This window comes from Rhodobacter capsulatus SB 1003, assembly GCF_000021865.1.
In the GTDB taxonomy this organism is placed as follows: Bacteria; Pseudomonadota; Alphaproteobacteria; order Rhodobacterales; family Rhodobacteraceae; genus Rhodobacter; species Rhodobacter capsulatus_B.
In genome coordinates this window covers 2,466,155-2,483,662 of the sequence record NC_014034.1, presented here as the reverse complement: position 1 = coordinate 2,483,662, position 17,508 = coordinate 2,466,155, and the positions used below count along the sequence as shown (strand labels likewise).

Sequence of the window (17,508 nt, the reverse complement as noted above, 5' to 3'; positions counted from 1 at the left end):
GACGGGCGCCCCGGGGCGGGGTTCTGTGGCCGCCTTGGCGCAGGGGAGACAGGAATGACGGACACCACGAAGGGCTTTTTCGCGATGGTGGCCGCCTGCTGCGTCTGGGGCCTCTCGGGGATCTATTACAAGGCGCTCTCCGAGGTGCCGCCGCTGGAGGTGCTGGCCCATCGCACGCTCTGGTCGGTGCTGTTTCTGGGCGCGGTGGTGGCGGTGCAGGGACAGCGCGCCGTGCTGGCGCAGGCGCTCCGGGGGCGCAGCCTGCGGGTTCTGGCCGCGGCGGCGGTGGTGATTTCGCTGAACTGGTTCGGCTTCATCTGGTCGGTGCAGAACGGCCGCGCGGTCGAGGCCTCGCTGGGCTATTACATCTTTCCGCTGGTCGCGGTGGCGTTGGGCATGGTGTTTTACGGCGAGCGGATGGGCCGGGCGCAGGCGGTTGCGGTGATGATCGCCGCGGCGGCGGTGGGCTGGCTGACCTGGGCGCTGGGGGCCGCGCCCTGGATCGCGCTGATGCTGGCCACGACCTTCGGGCTTTACGGGCTGTTGAAAAAGGGGCTGAGCGTGCCCCCGGTCGTCTCGGTCCTGGCCGAGGTGGTGCTTTTGGCGCCGCTCGCCGTGCTGCTGCTGGCGGCGGCGCATTTCGGCTGGTTCGGCCTTGCGCCGGGCTCGGGCCGGTTCGGCAGCGATTTCGGGTCTTCGCTGATGCTGGCCTTTTCCGGCCTGATGACGGGCGGGCCCCTGATGCTGTTTTCCTATGCGGCGCAGCGGGTGCGCATGGCGACGATCGGCCTTGTGCAATATCTCAACCCGACGCTGCAATTCGGCGTGGCGGTCGCGGTCTTTGCCGAACCTTTCACCCGCGCCCATGCCATCGCCTTCGCGCTGATCTGGGGGGCGCTCGCGCTTTATTCGGCCGCGGCGCTGCGGGCGCGGGGGTAGCGGGGGGGCCTCAGCCGAAGGCGGTTTCGAGCGCGGCTTCCAGGGCCGAAACCGTCGCCACGGTCGTCACCCCGTCAAGCAGGCTCTCGCCCGCAAAGCCCTCGGCCACGACATGGGCGTTCAGCGCCAGAAGCGGGTCCCAGTAGCCTTCCGTATTCAGAAGCAGGATCGGTTTCGTGTGCAGGCCGAGCTGGCGCCAGGTCAGCACCTCGTAGAATTCGTCAAGACTGCCCGCGCCGCCCGGCAGCACGACGACCGCATCCGAATTCATGAACATCACCTTTTTGCGCTCATGCATGTTCTCGGTGACGACGAAGGTGGTCAGGTCGCGCTTGCCGACTTCGAGCTTGAAAAGATGCTCGGGGATCACCCCGAAGGTGGCTGCGCCCGCCGCCTGTGCCGCCCGCGCCACCTCGCCCATCAGCCCCACGTCGCCCGCGCCGTAAACCAGCCGCCAGCCGCGCGCGGCAAGCATCTGGCCGGTGGCCCGGGCGTCCCGGGCATAGGCGGGGCGGGCGCCGGGGCGCGCGCCGCAGAAGACGCAGACCGAGGGGGCGGATTTGGCGGACATGAGCTGGGCTTTCGTGCTGGAAATCGCTGCGGCAGGTGTTGCTTTCGGCAGGGATACCGGGTCAGATGGTCGCAAGCAAGCGGCGCGAAACGCCGGGGCCGCAGCGCCGCACGGAGGGACAGACAGCATGGCCGAAGGCAACAGGACGGCGGCGGGAATTCTGCTGGGCGGCGGGGCGGCCGTGGCGATGGTGGCCGCTGCCGCAGCCCTCTGGTCGCTGGGGCAGGACGTTCCTGAACCCGCCTCTTCCGCGCCCGAACCGGCGGCCGTGCCCTCTGCGCCGGAACCGATCCCGCAAGCCGCGCCCGTGCCCCCGTCCGTGCCCGTGCCGGAGCCAGAGGGGACCCCGGCTGCGCCGCCCGCCCCGGTCGCCGCGCCGGTTCCTGCCGCACCCGTTTCGCCTCCCGTCGCGGCTGCGCCTGCGACGCCGGCCCCGGATCCGGCCGCGCCGATCGGGCAGGCCCCGCCTGCGCAACCGGCGCCTGCCGCAAAAGCTGCCGTTCCGCCGCAATCCCCGCCGCAGCCGGTCGCCCGCTTCGACACCCTGCGCGTCACCCCCGCCGGGGCGCTGACGCTGGCGGGCGATGTCGCCCCGGGCGCCAAGGTGGAGCTGCTGCTGGATGGCGAGGTCATCGACACCGTCACCGCCAATGCGCAGGGCGCCTTTGCCGCCGTCACCTCGGCCGAGCCCTCGGCCGCGCCGCGGTCCCTGCAGCTGCGGGTCACCGGCGCCGATGGCGTGGCGAAGATGTCCGAGGAAAGCCTGACCGTCGCGCCCAGTCCGCGCGCTCTGGCCGAGGCCGCCACCGCCGAGGGCGCCGCCCCCGCCGCCGTCGCCGCCCAGGTCGAGGCGGCGCAGGTTCTGGCCGACACGCCGCTGCTCACCGATGCCAGCGGCACGCCGCGGCTCCTGGCGGGCGTTTCCGAGACGCTGGTGATCGACACGCTGTCTTTCGCGCCCGATGGCAAGATCACGATTTCGGGCCGCGGCGCGCCCAAGGGGGCGCTCCTGCGCGCCTATGTCGACAATGCCGAGGTGGGGTTGGTGCAGGCGGGCGGGGACGGCGGTTTCACGCTGCGGCTGCCCGCGGAGACGCCCGGGCCGCATGCGATGCGCCTTGATGGGCTCGATGCCGCGGGCCGGGTGCTGGCCCGCGCCGAGCAGGGCTTCGAGGGCGTCGCCCCGCCGCCGCCGCCCGCCGCCGCCGCGGTTGCCGAGACCGCCGCCCCCGCCCGCAGCCGCATCGTCACCATTTCCAGCGGCAACACGCTTTGGGCGATCGCGCGGGACACCTATGGCGATCCCTATCTTTACGTGCAGATCTTCGAGGCGAACCGCGCGCAGATCCGTGACCCCGACCGGATCTATCCGGGGCAGGTCTTCACCCTGCCCGAGTAAGCCCTTTCGGGGCAAATGCGCGCGGGGGCTGGACAATCGCGCCCCACCCCCTAGGTTGCCCGCACGGCCGTGGCATCCGCCCGGCTTCCCGGACACTCGAGACTTGGAAGGACGGGCAGATGGCGCCCTCTCAGATCACGCAGGCAGGCAAGCTTGACGCCTCGGAACGGGCGCGGGGCTGGCGCACGATGAAGGCGGTCGCGCCCTATCTGTGGCCCGAGGGGCACGGCTGGGTGAAACAGCGCGTCGTGCTGGCGATGGCCTTCCTTGTCGCCGCCAAGGTGATCGCGGTGCTGACGCCCTTTCTTTACAAGGCGGCGGTCGACAGTCTGGCGGGCCAGGCCCGCGACGAGACCTGGCTTCTGGGCTTTGGCGCCATCGCGCTGACCGTGGCCTACGGGCTGGCGCGGCTGATGTCGGTGGGCTTTGGCGAATTGCGCGACGCGGTTTTCGTGCGCGTGGCGCAGCGCGCGCTGCGGGCCTTGGCGCTGGAGACGTTCCAGCACATCCATGCGCTTTCGCTGCGCTATCACATCACCCGCAAGACCGGGGGGCTGTCCCGCATCGTCGAGCGCGGCGTGAAGGGCGTCGATTTTCTTCTGCGCTTCATGCTGTTTTCGGTCGGGCCGCTGATCCTGGAACTGACGCTGGTGACGCTGATCTTCGCCTTCCTGTTCGACTGGCGCTATGCGCTGGTCGTCGTCGGCACGATCTGGACCTATGTCACCTACACCTTCCGCGTCACCGAATGGCGGGTGGCGATCCGCAAGAAGATGAACGACGCCGACACGGCGGCGAACCAGAAGGCGATCGACAGCCTTTTGAACTTCGAGACGGTGAAATATTTCAGCGCCGAAAAGCGCGAGGCGGCGCGGTATGACGCCTCGATGGAGCGTTACGAGGGCGCGGCGGTGAAGACCGGGCAAAGCCTGGCCGCGCTGAACGCGGGGCAGACGCTGATCATCACCGCGGGGCTGGTGGCCGTGATGGTGATGGCGGCGATGGAGGTGCAGGCGGGCACGCTGACGGTGGGCGATTTCGTCATGGTGCAGGCCTACATGATCCAGATCACCATGCCCTTGAGCTTCCTTGGCACGGTCTACCGCGAGATCCGGCAGGCGCTCGTCGACATGGGCGAGATGTTCGACCTGCTGCATCAACCGGCCGAGATCACCGATGCGCCCGGGGCGAAGCCGCTGGCGGTTTCGGGCGGGGCCATTGCCTTCAAGGGCGTCGATTTCGCCTATTCCCCGGAACGGCCGATCCTGAAGGGGATCGATCTGGCGGTGGCGGCGGGGCAGAAGGTGGCGCTGGTGGGGCCGTCCGGGTCGGGCAAGTCGACGATCGGGCGGCTTCTGTTCCGGTTCTATGAGGTGACCGGCGGGGCGATCAGCATCGACGGGCAGGATGTGCGCGACGTGACGCAGGAAAGCCTGCATGCCGCCATCGGCGTCGTGCCGCAAGATACGGTGCTTTTCAACGACACGATCCGCTACAACATCGCCTATGGCCGGGCCGAGGCGACGCAAGAGGACATCGAGGCGGCGGCGCGGGCGGCGAAGATCCATGATTTCGTGATGTCCCTGCCCGAGGGCTACGACACCCAGGTGGGCGAGCGCGGCCTGAAACTGTCGGGCGGGGAAAAGCAGCGGGTGGGCATTGCGCGCACGCTGTTGAAGAACCCGCCGATCCTGCTTCTGGACGAGGCGACCTCGGCGCTCGATACCCAGACCGAACGCGACATTCAGGAAAGCCTCGATGCGATGGGGCGGGGGCGCACGGTGATCGTGATCGCGCACCGGCTTTCCACGATTGCCGATGCCGACCGGATCGTGGTTCTGGAAGCGGGCGAGATCGTCGAGGAAGGCACGCATGAGGCGCTTTTGGCGCGCGCGGGCCGCTATGCCGCGATGTGGGCGGCGCAATCGGCCGAGGAAGCCGCAGAGGCGGCCGAGTAAGGATGCGGGAAAGCAAGGAAGCAGGAAAGCAAGGGGCGCTGCCCCCCTCTGGCCTTTCGGCCATTCACCCCCCGGGATATTTCGGCCAAGGTGAAATGAAACCGGGGCGCTGCTTTCACCTTGGTGCAAATATCCCGGGGGGCGTCCGCTTGCGGACGGGGGCAGCGCCCCCCCCTTCGTGACCGGGGCAGCGGTTTCCCGGCCTTGGCAATGGCGCGGGCTTGCGTATAGATAGGCCAAAGACGAGGAGCCCGGCGTGGATCATACCGACAGTTTCATTGACGAAGTCACCGAGGAAGTCCGCCGTGACCGGCTGTTTGCGGCGTTTCGCAAATATGGCTGGATCGGTGTCGTGGCGATCCTCGGTCTCGTTGGCGGCTCGGCCTATGTCGAATGGAGCAAGACGCAGCGCGCGGCCCGGGCCGAGGCCTTTGGCGATGGCATCCTGAGCGCGCTCGAGGCGGAAAACCCGTCCGAGGCGCTGGCGGCGCTGCCGGTCGCGGGGCCGCAGGGCGGGATGCGCAAGCTTCTGACCGCGGCGCAGGCGGCCGAGGATGGCAAGGTCGATCTGGCGCTGGCGGATCTGCGCGCGGTGGCGGGCGATGCGACGCTGCCCGACAGCCTGCGTCAGCTGGCCCGGCTCAAGGCGGTTCTGGTCGCGGGCGCGGCGATGGGCGCGGAGGCGCGCGCGGCCGAGCTGGCGGCGCTGGCCGCACCCGGGGCGCCGTTCCGGCTGATGGCGATGGAGCAGCAGGCGCTGGCGGCGCTGGACGCGGGCGACAAGGATGGCGCCATCGCGAAGGCGCGCGAGATCATGGCCGAGGATGGCGTGACCTCGGGCTTGCAACAGCGCGCGACAGAGTTGATTGTGGCGCTGGAGGGCGATCCGGCTGCGAAATGATGCGCCGGTGCCGCGGAAAAGACATGAAGGCAGGGGGTTTGCGGTGATGCTGAGGTCGTCGATTGCCGTTCTGGGCGTCGCCATGGTGCTGGCTGCCTGCGAAAAGGAAGTGCATCTGGAAGGCGAGCGGCTGGATCCGCGGGCCGTGCTGGAGGGGGCTGCGCCCTCTGCCCCGGCGGTGAACGAAAGCCGTCCGGTCAGCCTGCCGCGCCTGCAGGGCAATGCCGACTGGCCGCAGCGCGCGGGCAGCGCGCGGCATGATCTGGTCAATGCCGCTTTGGGCCCTGCGCAGACGCTGGTCTGGTCGGCGCCGGTCGGGCAGGGGCAATCGCAGCGCTATCGAATCGCCGCCGCCCCGGTGGCGGCGGGCGGGCGCATCTTCACGCTGGACAGCCGCGCCCGGCTGACCGCGACCGGCACCAATGGCGCGACGCTTTGGGCGACCGATGTCGTGCGTCCGGGCGATCGCGACGACGATGCCACCGGCGCGGGGCTTGCGGTCGAGGGCGGACGGGTCTTCGTCACCACCGGCTTTGCCGAGCTTGTGGCGCTCGAGGCGGCCACGGGCAAGGTGATCTGGCGGCAGGATTTCGACGCGGGCGTCGGCGGCGCCCCCGTCGTGGCCGAGGGCGTCGTCTATGCGCTGGCGCGCGACGGCTCGGCCTGGGCGATCGATGCGCAGGATGGCAAGGTGATCTGGCAGGTCGCGGGCACGCCGGCGGCGGCGGGGGTCTCGGGCGTTTCGGCCCCGGCGATTGCCGGAAAATTCGTGATTTTCCCCTTTGCGACCGGGCAGATGCTGGCGGTGGAGCGGGCGACCGGCCTTCCCGTCTGGCGCGCGCAGGTGGCGGGCGGGCGCCCCGGGCGCGGCTATGCGATCGTCTCGGATCTGACCGGCGATCCGGTGGTGATGGGGGACACGGTCTATGCCGGATCCTCGGCGGGCAAGCTTGGTGCCTTTGACGCGCTGACGGGCGAGACCCGCTGGACCGCCGATGAGGGCGCCGTCAGCCCGGTGCAGGTGGCGGGCAATGCCGTCTTCCTGATTTCCGATCAGGCGCAGCTGGTGCGGCTGGATGCGGCCACGGGGGCGACGGTCTGGAAGCAGGATCTGCCCTATTACGTCAAGGACAAGATCAAGAAGCAGCAGGAGATCCACGTCAACCTTGGCCCCGTTCTGGCGGGCAACCGGCTGTTCGTGGTGTCCTCGGACGGGCTGGTGCGCAGCTTCGATCCGGCCTCGGGGGCGCTGCTGGGGCAGGCCGATCTGCCGGGCGGGGCGGCCACCGATGCGATCGTCGCCGGGCAGACGCTTTATGTCGTCTCGCGCAAGGGGCAGCTGCTCGCCTTCCGGTGAGGGCTTTCCGTCGCGGGAAAAGCGGTGTAAGGGGGCGGTTTCGCGGCGGGCTTTCGGCCGCCACAGGAGCATGCCATGAGTTTCACCCTTGCCATCGTGGGCCGCCCGAATGTGGGCAAATCGACGCTGTTCAACCGGCTCGTCGGCAAGCGGCTGGCCTTGGTGGACGACACGCCCGGCGTCACCCGCGACCTGCGCGAGGGCGATGCCCGTCTGGGCGATCTGCGCTTCGTGGTGATCGATTCGGCCGGGCTTGAACTGGCCGAGGATGACAGCCTGCAGGGCCGGATGCGCCGTCTGACCGAACGCGCGGTCGAGGAGGCGGATGTCTGTCTGTTCCTGATCGACGCGCGCGTGGGCGTGACCCCCGCCGACGAGATTTTCGCCGATATCCTGCGCAAGAAGAACGCCCATGTGATCCTGGCGGCCAACAAGGCCGAGGGCAATGCGGGGGCGGCGGGGGCGCTGGAGGCCTGGTCGCTGGGCCTCGGTGAGCCGATCGCGCTTTCGGCCGAACACGGGCAGGGGCTTGATGATCTTTATGACATCCTGCAGCCGCTGGCCGATGGCTTTGCGGCGCGGAACGTCGCGCAGATGCCCGAGGTGGATGTCGATCTGCCCGAGGATCTGGACGAGGACGCGCCCATCCGCATGCCGACCGAGGCGCGGCCCTTGCAACTGGCGGTGATCGGCCGTCCGAATGCCGGGAAATCGACGCTGATCAACAAGATCCTGGGCGAGGATCGGCTGCTGACCGGCCCCGAAGCGGGCATCACCCGCGATGCGATTTCGGTGACGAAGACCTTCATGGGCACGCCGATGCGGATCTGGGACACGGCGGGGATGCGCAAGAAGGCGCGGGTCTCGGACAAGCTGGAAAAGCTCTCGGTCGCCGACGGTCTGCGCGCGGTGCGCTTTGCCGAGGTCGTCGTCGTGCTTTTGGATGTGAACATCCCCTTCGAGGTGCAGGATCTGCGGATTGCCGATTTTGCCGAAACCGAGGGGCGGGCGGTCGTCGTGGCGGCGAACAAATGGGATCTGGAAGAAGAGAAGACCGAAAAGCTGAAGGAGCTGCGCGAGAATTTCGAGCGGCTTCTGCCGCAGCTGCGCGGGGCGCCGCTGGTGACGGTCTCGGCCAAGACCGGCAAGGGGCTTGACCGGCTGCACAATGCGATCCTGAAGGCCTATGAGGTCTGGAACCGGCGGATTTCGACGGCGAAGCTGAACAACTGGCTGGGCGCGATGACCGAGGCGCACCCGCCGCCCGCGCCGGGCGGGCGCCGGATCAAGCTGCGCTACATCACCCAGGCAAAGACCCGGCCGCCGGGATTCGTGATCAAGGCGACCCATACCGACCAGATCCCGGAAAGCTACAGCCGCTATCTGGTGAACGGGCTGCGCGCCGATTTCGACATGCCGGGCACGCCGATTCGGCTTTATTTCCGCGATCAGGGCAGCACCAACCCCTACAAGGAACGCAAGAAGTCGATCCCCTCGCGGCTGACGAAGCACGTCGAGGCGAAGAAACACGCCGCACGCAAGGACAAGGGCCTGCCCTCGAAACCGAAGGGCTGATGTCGCCTCGGGCAAGCCCGAGGCGACCCGCGGGGGGCTGCGCCCCCCCGCACCCCCCGCCTTGCGTATTTGGCCAAGGAAAAGCCGGGCCGTTCGGGTGGGGGGGGCCGCGGTTTCCTGTCACCTTGGGGGAAATATCCCGGGGGAGCGAGGCGAAATTCCCCCGCGCCGCGGATCGGGTCCGGGAAACCCCGAAATTCCTTGACAGCCCGGCGTTCCGTCCGCATAAGCGCGAGGCCCGGCGGTGAGTCTGCTCTCCGCCCGGGTCTCATTTGCAACAACACCCGATGGGGTGCGCTGTCCGAGGCGGGAAACCACAAACTCCGCAAGGGGCCGATGGCTCCGGAGGCCACAGGACGCGGCTGAAAAAGGGAAGAACGCATGTTTGCGGTCCTCAAGACTGGCGGCAAGCAATACAAGGTTCAGGCGGGCGACGTGCTGCGCGTGGAACTGATTGCCGCCGTGGCTGGTGAAAAAGTCCAGTTCAACGAGATCCTGATGGTCGGCGGCGAGGCCGTGACCGTCGGCGCCCCCACCGTGGCCGGTGCCGCCGTGGTCGCCGAAGTCATCGACACCATCAAGGCCGACAAGGTCATCACCTTCCACAAGCGCCGCCGGAAACATTCGTCGCAGCGCACCCGTGGGCACCGTCAGCAACTGACGCTGCTGCGCGTGACCGAGGTTCTCGCCTCGGGCGCCGAAACCTCGGGCGTGAAGGAAGCCGTGGGCACCGCCGAAGCCCGTCGTGCCGCCCATGGCGCGGCCGCCCCGGCCGAAGCCCCCGCGAAACCGAAGCGTGCGAAAAAAGCCGCTGAAGCTCAGGAGTAATCCCCCATGGCACACAAGAAAGCTGGCGGTTCTTCCCGTAACGGCCGCGACTCTGCCGGTCGTCGCCTTGGCGTGAAACTCTACGGTGGCCAGGCGGCCATTCCGGGCAACATCATCATCCGTCAGCGCGGCACCACCTGGTGGCCGGGCGAAGGCGTCATGATGGGCCGGGACCACACGCTCTTTGCCGTCGTCGAAGGCAAGGTGACCTACAAGAAGGGCCTCAAGGGCCGCACTTTCGTTTCGGTTCTCCCGGTCGCGGAGGCCGCCGAGTAAGCCGAACCGGAACCCGGATCAGTTTGGGGGGGATCGGCCACAGGCCGGTCCCCCTTTTCGTTCCGAGTGTCGCGTCCGTCGGGCCGTCGCGGGGAGGGCGGTGGGCCAAGCGGTCGCAGTTGACATCAGCCGGGGGGATGCCCAAGTCCCGTCATACGGCTGTCGATTTTCAAGGTTAAAGGGCCAAAAGGCCGGCGTTTGAGGAGAACGCGATGTTTCAGACGACCATATCCAACCAGCCGGTGATCGAGGCCGAGCGGTTCATCCTGCGCCCGTTGCGTCGTTCCGATGCCGGGTTGATTTCCATGTATACCGCCGACAAGCGGCTGGCCGAGGGCACCCGCGCGATTCCGCATCCGCTTCCGCCGGGCACGACCGAGAATTTCATCGCCCGCGCCATGGCCGAGACCCGCAGCGAAGACGTCTGGGCTCTGGACGGCTCGGCGCATGGTCTGGCCGAGGTGCTCGGGCTTGTCTCGCTCACCCGTCACGAGGGCGCGCAATCCGAGGTCGGCTTCTGGGTCGGCCCGGGGTTCTGGAACACCGGCTTCGCCTCGGAGGCGGTGGCGGCGCTGATCGCGGCCAATCCGCATCGCGCCCGCACGCTGATCGCCGAGGTTTTCCAGGACAGCCCCGGCTCGGCCCGGGTCCTGACCCATAACGGCTTTGCCTATCTGGGCGATGCCGAGGCCTGGTCGCTGGCGCGCAATGCGCGCGTGCCGACCTGGACCTATGTCAAGAAACTCGGGTGAGCCTGCCCGCGCATCTGGCAACTGACCGGCTGGCGCTGCGCCCGCTTGCGGCCGAGGATGAGGCCGCCTGTGTCGCGGCGCTCTCGGATTTCGAAGTGGTGCGCTGGCTTGCCCCCGTGCCCTGGCCCTATGGGGCCGGGGATTTCCGCGCCTTTCTGGCCGATCCCGTGCCCGCGGCGCGCTGGGTGATCTGCCGCGACGATGCGTTTCTTGGCATGATCGGGCTGCAGGGCCAGTTCGGCTATTGGCTGGCGCGTCCGGCCTGGGGGCAGGGCTTTGCCAGCGAGGCCGCCCGGGCGGTTCTGGCGGCGCATTTCCGTTCTGCCGCCGCCGAGCCGGTGCGCGCGGGCTATTTCGAGGGCAATGCCCGTTCGGCCCGCGTGCTGGCGAAGCTCGGTTTTCGCGAGATCGGCCGCTCTCGTGTCCCGTCGCTCGCGCTCGATGCGATCCTGCCGCATGTGGAACTGAAACTGAGCCGCGCCGCCTTTGACGCCGCCTGCGCAGGCTGACAAGGGCGGGGAGGGCGCTGCCCTTCCCCCGAACCCCACCCGGGATATTTGAGGCAAGATGAAAGCACGGCCCTTCATCTTGCTGCAAATATCCCGGGGGTTTGGGGGCAGAGCCCCCATGCTTCGCTTGCAGATTGGCGCGCGCGCGCGTAATCAGGCGCATTGCGAAAGGGGCGACTGCGATGAAATTTCTCGACCTAGCGAAAGTCTATATCCGCTCGGGCGGCGGCGGCGGCGGCTGCGTCAGCTTCCGGCGCGAGAAATTCGTCGAATTCGGTGGCCCAGATGGCGGCGATGGCGGCAAGGGCGGCTCGGTCTATGCCGAGGCGGTCGAGGGGCTGAACACGCTGATCGATTTCCGCTATCAGCAGCATTTCTTTGCCCAGTCCGGCCAGCACGGCATGGGCAGCCAATGCACGGGCAAGGATGGCGAGGACATCGTCCTCAAGGTTCCCGTCGGCACCGAGATCATCGACGAGGACGAGGAAACGGTGATCGCCGATCTGACCGTGCCGGGACAACGCGTGCTTCTGGCCAAGGGCGGCAATGGCGGCTGGGGCAACCAGCGCTTCAAGACGGCAACGAACCGTGCCCCCGCCCATGCCAACCCCGGGCAGGAAGGGGTCGAGCGCACGCTCTGGCTTCGGCTCAAGCTGATTGCGGATGCCGGGCTTCTGGGGCTGCCGAATGCGGGCAAGTCGACCTTCCTGGCCGCGGTGTCGAATGCGCGCCCGAAGATCGCCGATTACCCCTTCACCACGCTGGTGCCGAACCTGGGCGTCGTCGGGATCGACGGCAAGGAATTCGTCATGGCCGACATTCCGGGCCTGATCGAGGGCGCGTCCGAGGGGCGCGGTCTGGGCGATCAGTTCCTCGGCCATGTCGAGCGCTGTTCGGTGCTGCTGCATCTGGTCGATGGCACGTCCTCCACGATCACCAAGGATTACCGCACCATCATCGCCGAGCTGGAGGCCTATTCCGAGGAGCTGTTCGAGAAGCCGCGGATCACGGTTCTGAACAAGGCCGATGCGCTTGACAGCAAGACCCTTTCAAGCCGCAAGCGCGCCTTGGAAAAGGCCTCCGAAGGGCCGGTTCTGGTGATGTCGGGCGTGTCGAAAAAGGGCGTGACCGAGGTGCTGCGCGCGCTTTGGGCCGAGATCGAGGAAGACCGCAAGGGCGAGGAAGAGGTGGCGCCGTGGCAGCCGTGAAGACCCCGCAGGTTTCGGCCGCAAAACGGCTGGTGGTGAAGATCGGCTCGGCGCTGCTTGTCGGGGCCGGGGGGCTGAAGACGGACTGGCTGACGGCGCTGGCACTGGATGTGGTGGCGGCGAAGAAACGCGGCGCCGATGTGGTGCTGGTGTCCTCGGGCTCGATCGCGCTGGGGCGGCGGGTGCTGGGGCTCCCGCTTGGCCCCTTGGCGCTGGAACAATCGCAGGCCGCGGCGGCGGTGGGGCAGATCCGTCTCGCCCGCGCCTATGAAGAGATCCTGGCGCCGCATGGCGTGACCACGGCGCAGGTTCTTGTCACGCTCGAAGACACCGACGACCGCCGCCGCTATCTGAATTCCCGCGCGACGATGGAGACGCTGCTCTCGCTCGGCGTCGTGCCGATCGTGAACGAGAATGACACCGTCGCCACGGATGAAATCCGCTTTGGTGACAACGACCGGCTGGCGGCGCAGATCGCCGTCACCGTGGGCGCCGATCAGCTGATCCTGCTGTCCGATGTCGACGGCTTCTATTCCGCGAACCCGAAGGAAGACCCGAGCGCGGTGCGCTTCGAGCTGGTCGAGCATATCACCCCCGAGATCGAGGCGATGGCGGGCGATCCGATTTCCGGCCTGTCCAAGGGCGGGATGAAGACGAAGCTTCTGGCGGCGAAGACTGCGGTGGCGGGCGGCTGCGCCATGGCGATCATGGAGGGCTCGGCGCTGCGGCCGCTGACCGCTTTGGCCGAGGGCGCGAATTGCACCTGGTTCCTGCCCGAGGGCGATCCGCAGGCGGCGCGCAAGCGCTGGATCGCGGCGATGAAGCCGCGCGGCGAGGTGATCGTCGATGCCGGGGCCGTGGGGGCGCTGTCGCAGGGCAGCTCGCTTCTGCCTGCGGGGGTGATCAGGGTCGCCGGCGGGTTCGGCCGCGGCGAGCCGGTGACGATCGCCGGGCCGGATGGCGCCGCGCTCGGCAAGGGTCTGGTGCGCTACACCGCCGAGGAGGCCCGCATCATCGCCGGGCACCGCTCGGGCGAGATCGAGGCGCTGCTGGGCTATCCGGGCCGCGCCGCGCTTGTGCATCGCGACGACATGGTGATCGGCTGAGGCCGGGGCAGAGGGGGGCAGGGCCCCCCCCTTTGGTTTCATCAACACCCGGGTTTGCGCGCGGGCGGCGTTGATCCGGGCGCGTTCCTTTGGCGCCCGCGCGTCATCAACGTCCCCGCGCCGAAGCCAGGCCCTCCGATGACCCGGCGGCACGCAATGCATTTACTTTCCCGCGAAGCTGAATAAGCATTGCGGAAACATCTTTCGATTGGTGAAATGAAACTCCTGCGTGCCCTGACCAACCGACCGCGCGGCCCGACTGTCGAATGGGGGGGCAGCGCCCTTGCCTTTTCCCTTGCCTTTGCGCTGCGCTTCGCGCTCGAGGGCAGCCTGCCCCCCGGCTACCCGTTCCTGACCTTCTTTCCGCTTGTCTTCCTTGTCGGGTTTTTCCTGTCGACCCGCGCGGGCATTCTGACCGCGCTGGTGTCGGGCGGGGTGGCCTATGCGTTTTTCGTCACCCCCGGCGGCCTGCGGGCGCCGTCCGGCCCCGATCTGGTGGCGATGACCTTTTACGGCTTCATCGTCGCGACGGGATTGCTGCTGATCCATCTGATGCGCGTGGCGCTGCGCAAGCTGGATCTTGAACGGGCGGCCTCGGCGCAGATGGCCGAGCAGAACCGGCTGATGTTCCACGAACTTCAGCACCGGGTGTCGAACAACCTGCAGGTGATCGGCGCGATCTTGCGGATGGAGGAGCGCAAGATGCGCGACCCCGAGGGGCGGCAGGCGCTGCGGGCGGCGGCCTCGCGGCTGGGGGTGATCGCCGCCGTGCAGCGGCAGTTGCATGACCCGGCGCGACAGGTGACCGAGATCGGGGCGCTGATGCGCGCGACCCTGCCCGAGATCGTGGCGGGGGCAACACTGCAGGACCGGGTCAGGCTCGAGTTCGATCTGGAGCCGCTGCCGGTTCCCGCCGATCAGGCCAGCCCGGTGGCGCTGATCGCGGTCGAGATGGTGTCGAATGCGCTGGAACATGCCCTGCCCGCGTGCGGGCGGCTCACCGTCACCTTGCGCACGCGGGTGGCGGGGGGCATGGCAGAGCTTGACATTCTGGACGACGGACGCGGCTTGCCCGAGGGGTTCGATGCGACGACGGCCAGCAGTCTCGGGCTGCGGCTGGCGCAGCAGTTCAGCGCGCAACTGAACGGCACGCTTGAATTTTCGCGCCGCGAGGGCGGCGGAACCCGGGTGGCGCTGCGCTTTCCGCTGGGCGTCGCCGGATGAAAACGCCCCCCCGGGGGGCCGGGGGGGGCGCTCTTCGCAATGCTCCTTGCCGGTTCAGACCGGCGGCTGGCCGCGCAGGGCACGCGCGATCAGCGCCACGACGAACAGGATCAGGAACAGCACGAAGAGGAGTTGCGCGATCGAGGCCGAGGCCCCCGCGATCCCGCCAAAGCCAAGCGCACCGGCGATCAGCGCCAGCACCATGAATGTCACGGCCCAACCCAGCATGATATCTCTCCCGTGATGTGGTGGTTTTGCCGGGGCGCCGTGCCCTGACGCCCGTGGGAAGTGAACGCACGAACGGCCTTCGGGTTCCCGATCAGGGTTCGGCGCGGCGGTGGCGTTCCTCGCCCGCTTCCAGCGCGGCCGGGGGGAAGCTCAGCCGCAGCACGTATTGGCCCGCCTCCGGGCCGCGGCTGAAGCTGCCGTCAAGCTGGCTGGCAAAGGCCGCCAGCAGTTTTTCGCCGAACCCGTCCGAGGCGGGCAGCATCGGGCCGGGATCGGTCACCGCACCCTCCGGGGCGAGCGTGTTCGTCACCCGCAGCAGCACCGGGCCCTCGGCGGTGCGGATGAAGCTGACGCCCACCGCGGCGATGCCGCGCGGCCCGCGCCAGGCGTGCTTGAGCGCCTTGTCCAGCCCCTCGGCCAGAAACAGCGCCAAAGCCACCGCCTGATCGGGGACCAGCCGGATCTCGTCCACGCGCAGATCCAGATCAAACTGCCGCTCGGGTGTCGTGCCGATCTTCAGGACATGCGCGGCGATCCGCGGCAAAAGTTCATCGGCGCGGATGTCGGTCTGCCCCGAGGTCAGGTAAAGTTCGCGGTGGATCGTGGCCAGGCTCAGCACCCGTTCCTGCACGTTGCGCATCGCCGCCCGGGCCTCGTCGGTCCTTGCGCGGCGCAGCTGCATGTTCAGGATCGAGGCGATCAGCTGCAGGTTGTTCTTCACCCGGTGATGCACCTCGCGCAGCAGCACCTCTTTTTGATGAATGACGTTTTCCAGATCCGCCTCGTCCTGCACGACGGCCCGGGTCATCCGCTCGTAAGCCTCGGCCACGTCGCGCAATTCATTGGCGGCGCCGGTCAGCCGCAGCGGCGGCAGGCGGCGTTCGCCCTCGGCAAAGGCGGTGATCGAGGCCCGCAGCGCCCGGATCTGGCGCAGCACCTGGCTGTGCGCGGCGATCCAGGCGACGGCCAGGCTCGCCGCCCACATCAGCGCCGGAAAGGCAAAGGGCGGCCAGCCCGACAAGATCCGCGGCTCGTCGAGCGCATCGGCAGGCCAGGAGGACAACAGGTAAAGCTCGCCCGGCCAGAGCGGCACGACGGCGAAGGCATGTCTTTGGCCATCGGGGGCCCTGTCCAGAAAGCTCTCGCCGCGCGCGCCCGCCAGATCGCTCAGCGCATGCCCGGCCGGAAGCAGCTGCGCCGCCGCCTCAAGCCCGTTCGTCGCCGTCAGCACCGTCCCCGCCGGATCAAAGGTGACCACGGCCAGCGGCTGCCCGACGCTGCCGGTGGGGGCAAGGCCGCGGGCCTGAAATTCCGATTGCGGCATCGAGACCGAGGAAAAGCCGATCAGCCGCCCGGCATTATCGGTGACAGGCAGCGACAGGTTCAGGATCGAGGTCCCCGACAGCGGGCCGTCCCGGTTCACGGTCAGCTTCGGGCGCGGATTTTCGCGCAGATCGGCCAGCCAGGCGCTTGCGCTCAGGTCATGGGGCGCGCCGGTCGAGGCGCAGCGGATCTGCCCGTCAAGCGGCACGAAGCCGAGAAAGGAATAGTCATTGCCCGCCTCTTCCGCGACATGGCGCAGATAGGCCGAACAGGCCGCCGGATCGGTGGCAAGCTGCGGCAGGCTGGCGGCCAGCGCCATCGCCGTGCCGCGCGCCTGCATCAACAGATCGACCTGCGGCGCGGCGGCCATCAGCGTCTCGCCCAGGATCGCCGCGCGCAGACGGTTTTCGGCGGCCCGTTCGGTGGCCAGGGTCTGCGCATAGCTGACCACGGCGAGCGGCGTCAGCACCGCCCCCATGATCACCGTCAGCCGCAGCCCCAGACCGCCCGTGCCGCGTCGCCACCGGATCATGCCGCCTGCGGCCCCATCCCCGGTGCCGCCGCCCCGGCCGAGGAGGACGGGATCAGCACCGTCTCCCCCTCGGCCAGACCGAGCAGCTCGCACAGCCGCGCCCGCGCCCGGTTCGCCCGGCTTTTCGCCGTGCCGGTGGCCACGCCCATCATCGCGGCTGCCTCCTCGTAGGAATAGCCGTTCGCGCCGACCAGGATCAGCACCTCGCGGTGTTCGGCGGAGAGCTGATCGAAGGCGCGGGTGAAATCGGCCATCGCAAGGCGGCCGTCATGCGCGGGATGGGTGACCAGCGTGCCGGCGTGCAGGCCATCGGGGTCCGCCACCTCGCGCCGGGTCTTGCGCCGCGCCGAATAAAAGGTGTTGCGCAGGATGGTGAAGAGCCAGGCCCGCAGATCCGAGCCCGGAAGGAACTTGTCGAAATTGCCCCAGGCCTTCAGGATCGTTTCCTGCACCAGATCGTCGGCCTCGGTGACATTGCGGGTCAGCGAAATCGCAAAGGCCCGCAGCGCCGGGATATGGGTGGCCAGCTCGTCCCGCGGATCCGCGCGCAGATCGGGCCCGGTCATCGGCTCGCCCCGCGCGCTTTCAGCTGCGCCAGCAAGTCCTTGAACCGATCCGGAATTTCCGGGTCGAGCGAGGCTTCGAAGACGCGCTTCAAATTCTCGTCGATGTCGCGGCGCAGCCCTTCGGCCCGTGTGTCGGCCCGCGCGTCGCGCCGGTTTTGCCTGCTCTTGTCCTCTGCCATGATCTTTCTCGCCGCCTGCGTCACTCTTCAGGGAACCAACGCGCCTGTCACGCGTTGGTTCCCCGGAAAACGCGTTT

At 68.5% G+C, this 17,508-nt stretch carries 18 protein-coding genes; 13 read left to right on the top strand and 5 right to left on the bottom strand.

Going from position 1 to position 17,508, the window contains the following annotated elements:
- Positions 1 to 54: 54 nt before the first annotated feature.
- Positions 55 to 939 carry an EamA family transporter RarD gene (gene rarD, locus RCAP_RS11410; protein WP_013068017.1) on the top strand — a complete coding sequence of 295 codons (885 nt, stop codon included), beginning with the start codon at positions 55 to 57 and terminating at the stop codon, positions 937 to 939.
- Between the two features lie 10 nt (positions 940 to 949).
- Here rarD and RCAP_RS11405 read toward each other — a convergent pair whose 3' ends face one another.
- Entirely contained in the window at positions 950 to 1,510 is a 561-nt protein-coding gene (locus RCAP_RS11405) for an LOG family protein (RefSeq protein WP_013068016.1), read from the bottom strand.
- Between the two features lie 127 nt (positions 1,511 to 1,637).
- Here RCAP_RS11405 and RCAP_RS11400 point away from each other — a divergent pair, with 127 nt between their 5' ends.
- The 12 genes from RCAP_RS11400 to RCAP_RS11345 all read left to right on the top strand — a co-directional run bounded on the left by RCAP_RS11400 (position 1,638) and on the right by RCAP_RS11345 (position 14,603).
- Positions 1,638 to 2,909 (top strand): LysM peptidoglycan-binding domain-containing protein, encoded by a 1,272-nt coding sequence (locus RCAP_RS11400; RefSeq protein WP_013068015.1) that lies wholly within the window; start codon positions 1,638 to 1,640, stop codon positions 2,907 to 2,909.
- Between the two features lie 119 nt (positions 2,910 to 3,028).
- The gene (locus RCAP_RS11395; protein WP_013068014.1) at positions 3,029 to 4,867 is read left to right on the top strand and encodes an ABCB family ABC transporter ATP-binding protein/permease; all 1,839 of its coding nucleotides are present in this window, start codon (positions 3,029 to 3,031) and stop codon (positions 4,865 to 4,867) included.
- Positions 4,868 to 5,123: 256 nt separating this feature from the next.
- Complete coding sequence (locus tag RCAP_RS11390; RefSeq protein WP_013068013.1) at positions 5,124 to 5,768, top strand: hypothetical protein; 645 nt, start codon at positions 5,124 to 5,126, stop codon at positions 5,766 to 5,768.
- Between the two features lie 46 nt (positions 5,769 to 5,814).
- Positions 5,815 to 7,125, top strand: a complete 1,311-nt coding sequence (locus RCAP_RS11385; protein ID WP_013068012.1) for an outer membrane protein assembly factor BamB family protein — start codon at positions 5,815 to 5,817, stop codon at positions 7,123 to 7,125.
- Between the two features lie 75 nt (positions 7,126 to 7,200).
- Complete coding sequence (gene der / locus RCAP_RS11380) at positions 7,201 to 8,700, top strand: ribosome biogenesis GTPase Der (RefSeq protein ID WP_013068011.1); 1,500 nt, start codon at positions 7,201 to 7,203, stop codon at positions 8,698 to 8,700.
- A 381-nt stretch (positions 8,701 to 9,081) separates the two neighbouring features.
- Positions 9,082 to 9,528 (top strand): 50S ribosomal protein L21, encoded by a 447-nt coding sequence (gene rplU / locus RCAP_RS11375; RefSeq protein WP_013068009.1) that lies wholly within the window; start codon positions 9,082 to 9,084, stop codon positions 9,526 to 9,528.
- A gap of 6 nt (positions 9,529 to 9,534) precedes the next feature.
- A complete protein-coding gene (rpmA, locus tag RCAP_RS11370) occupies positions 9,535 to 9,804 on the top strand; it encodes a 50S ribosomal protein L27 (RefSeq protein WP_013068008.1) in 270 nt (89 codons plus the stop codon).
- 212 nt (positions 9,805 to 10,016) lie between these two features.
- Positions 10,017 to 10,556 (top strand): GNAT family N-acetyltransferase, encoded by a 540-nt coding sequence (locus tag RCAP_RS11365; protein WP_013068007.1) that lies wholly within the window; start codon positions 10,017 to 10,019, stop codon positions 10,554 to 10,556.
- A complete protein-coding gene (locus RCAP_RS11360; protein WP_013068006.1) occupies positions 10,553 to 11,065 on the top strand; it encodes a GNAT family N-acetyltransferase in 513 nt (170 codons plus the stop codon). Before RCAP_RS11365 ends, RCAP_RS11360 begins: the two co-directional genes overlap by 4 nt.
- A gap of 182 nt (positions 11,066 to 11,247) precedes the next feature.
- A complete protein-coding gene (obgE, locus tag RCAP_RS11355) occupies positions 11,248 to 12,273 on the top strand; it encodes a GTPase ObgE (protein WP_013068005.1) in 1,026 nt (341 codons plus the stop codon).
- The gene (gene proB, locus RCAP_RS11350) at positions 12,270 to 13,379 is read left to right on the top strand and encodes a glutamate 5-kinase (RefSeq protein WP_013068004.1); all 1,110 of its coding nucleotides are present in this window, start codon (positions 12,270 to 12,272) and stop codon (positions 13,377 to 13,379) included. The genes obgE and proB overlap by 4 nt, the downstream gene beginning before the upstream one ends.
- Before the next feature lie 216 nt (positions 13,380 to 13,595).
- Entirely contained in the window at positions 13,596 to 14,603 is a 1,008-nt protein-coding gene (locus tag RCAP_RS11345; RefSeq protein WP_013068003.1) for a sensor histidine kinase, read from the top strand.
- Between the two features lie 54 nt (positions 14,604 to 14,657).
- Here the strand turns inward: RCAP_RS11345 and RCAP_RS18975 are convergent, their stop codons facing one another.
- The 4 genes from RCAP_RS18975 to RCAP_RS11325 form a co-directional block, all read right to left on the bottom strand.
- Positions 14,658 to 14,831 carry a DUF1328 domain-containing protein gene (locus RCAP_RS18975; protein WP_013068002.1) on the bottom strand — a complete coding sequence of 58 codons (174 nt, stop codon included), beginning with the start codon at positions 14,829 to 14,831 and terminating at the stop codon, positions 14,658 to 14,660.
- 91 nt (positions 14,832 to 14,922) lie between these two features.
- Positions 14,923 to 16,686 (bottom strand): sensor histidine kinase, encoded by a 1,764-nt coding sequence (locus tag RCAP_RS11335; RefSeq protein WP_013068001.1) that lies wholly within the window; start codon positions 16,684 to 16,686, stop codon positions 14,923 to 14,925.
- On the bottom strand, positions 16,683 to 17,252 hold the full coding sequence (locus RCAP_RS11330) for an RNA polymerase sigma factor (protein WP_013068000.1): 570 nt from the start codon (positions 17,250 to 17,252) through the stop codon (positions 16,683 to 16,685). Before RCAP_RS11330 ends, RCAP_RS11335 begins: the two co-directional genes overlap by 4 nt.
- Complete coding sequence (locus RCAP_RS11325; RefSeq protein WP_337999035.1) at positions 17,249 to 17,455, bottom strand: NepR family anti-sigma factor; 207 nt, start codon at positions 17,453 to 17,455, stop codon at positions 17,249 to 17,251. The genes RCAP_RS11330 and RCAP_RS11325 overlap by 4 nt, the downstream gene beginning before the upstream one ends.
- Positions 17,456 to 17,508 lie beyond the last annotated feature (53 nt).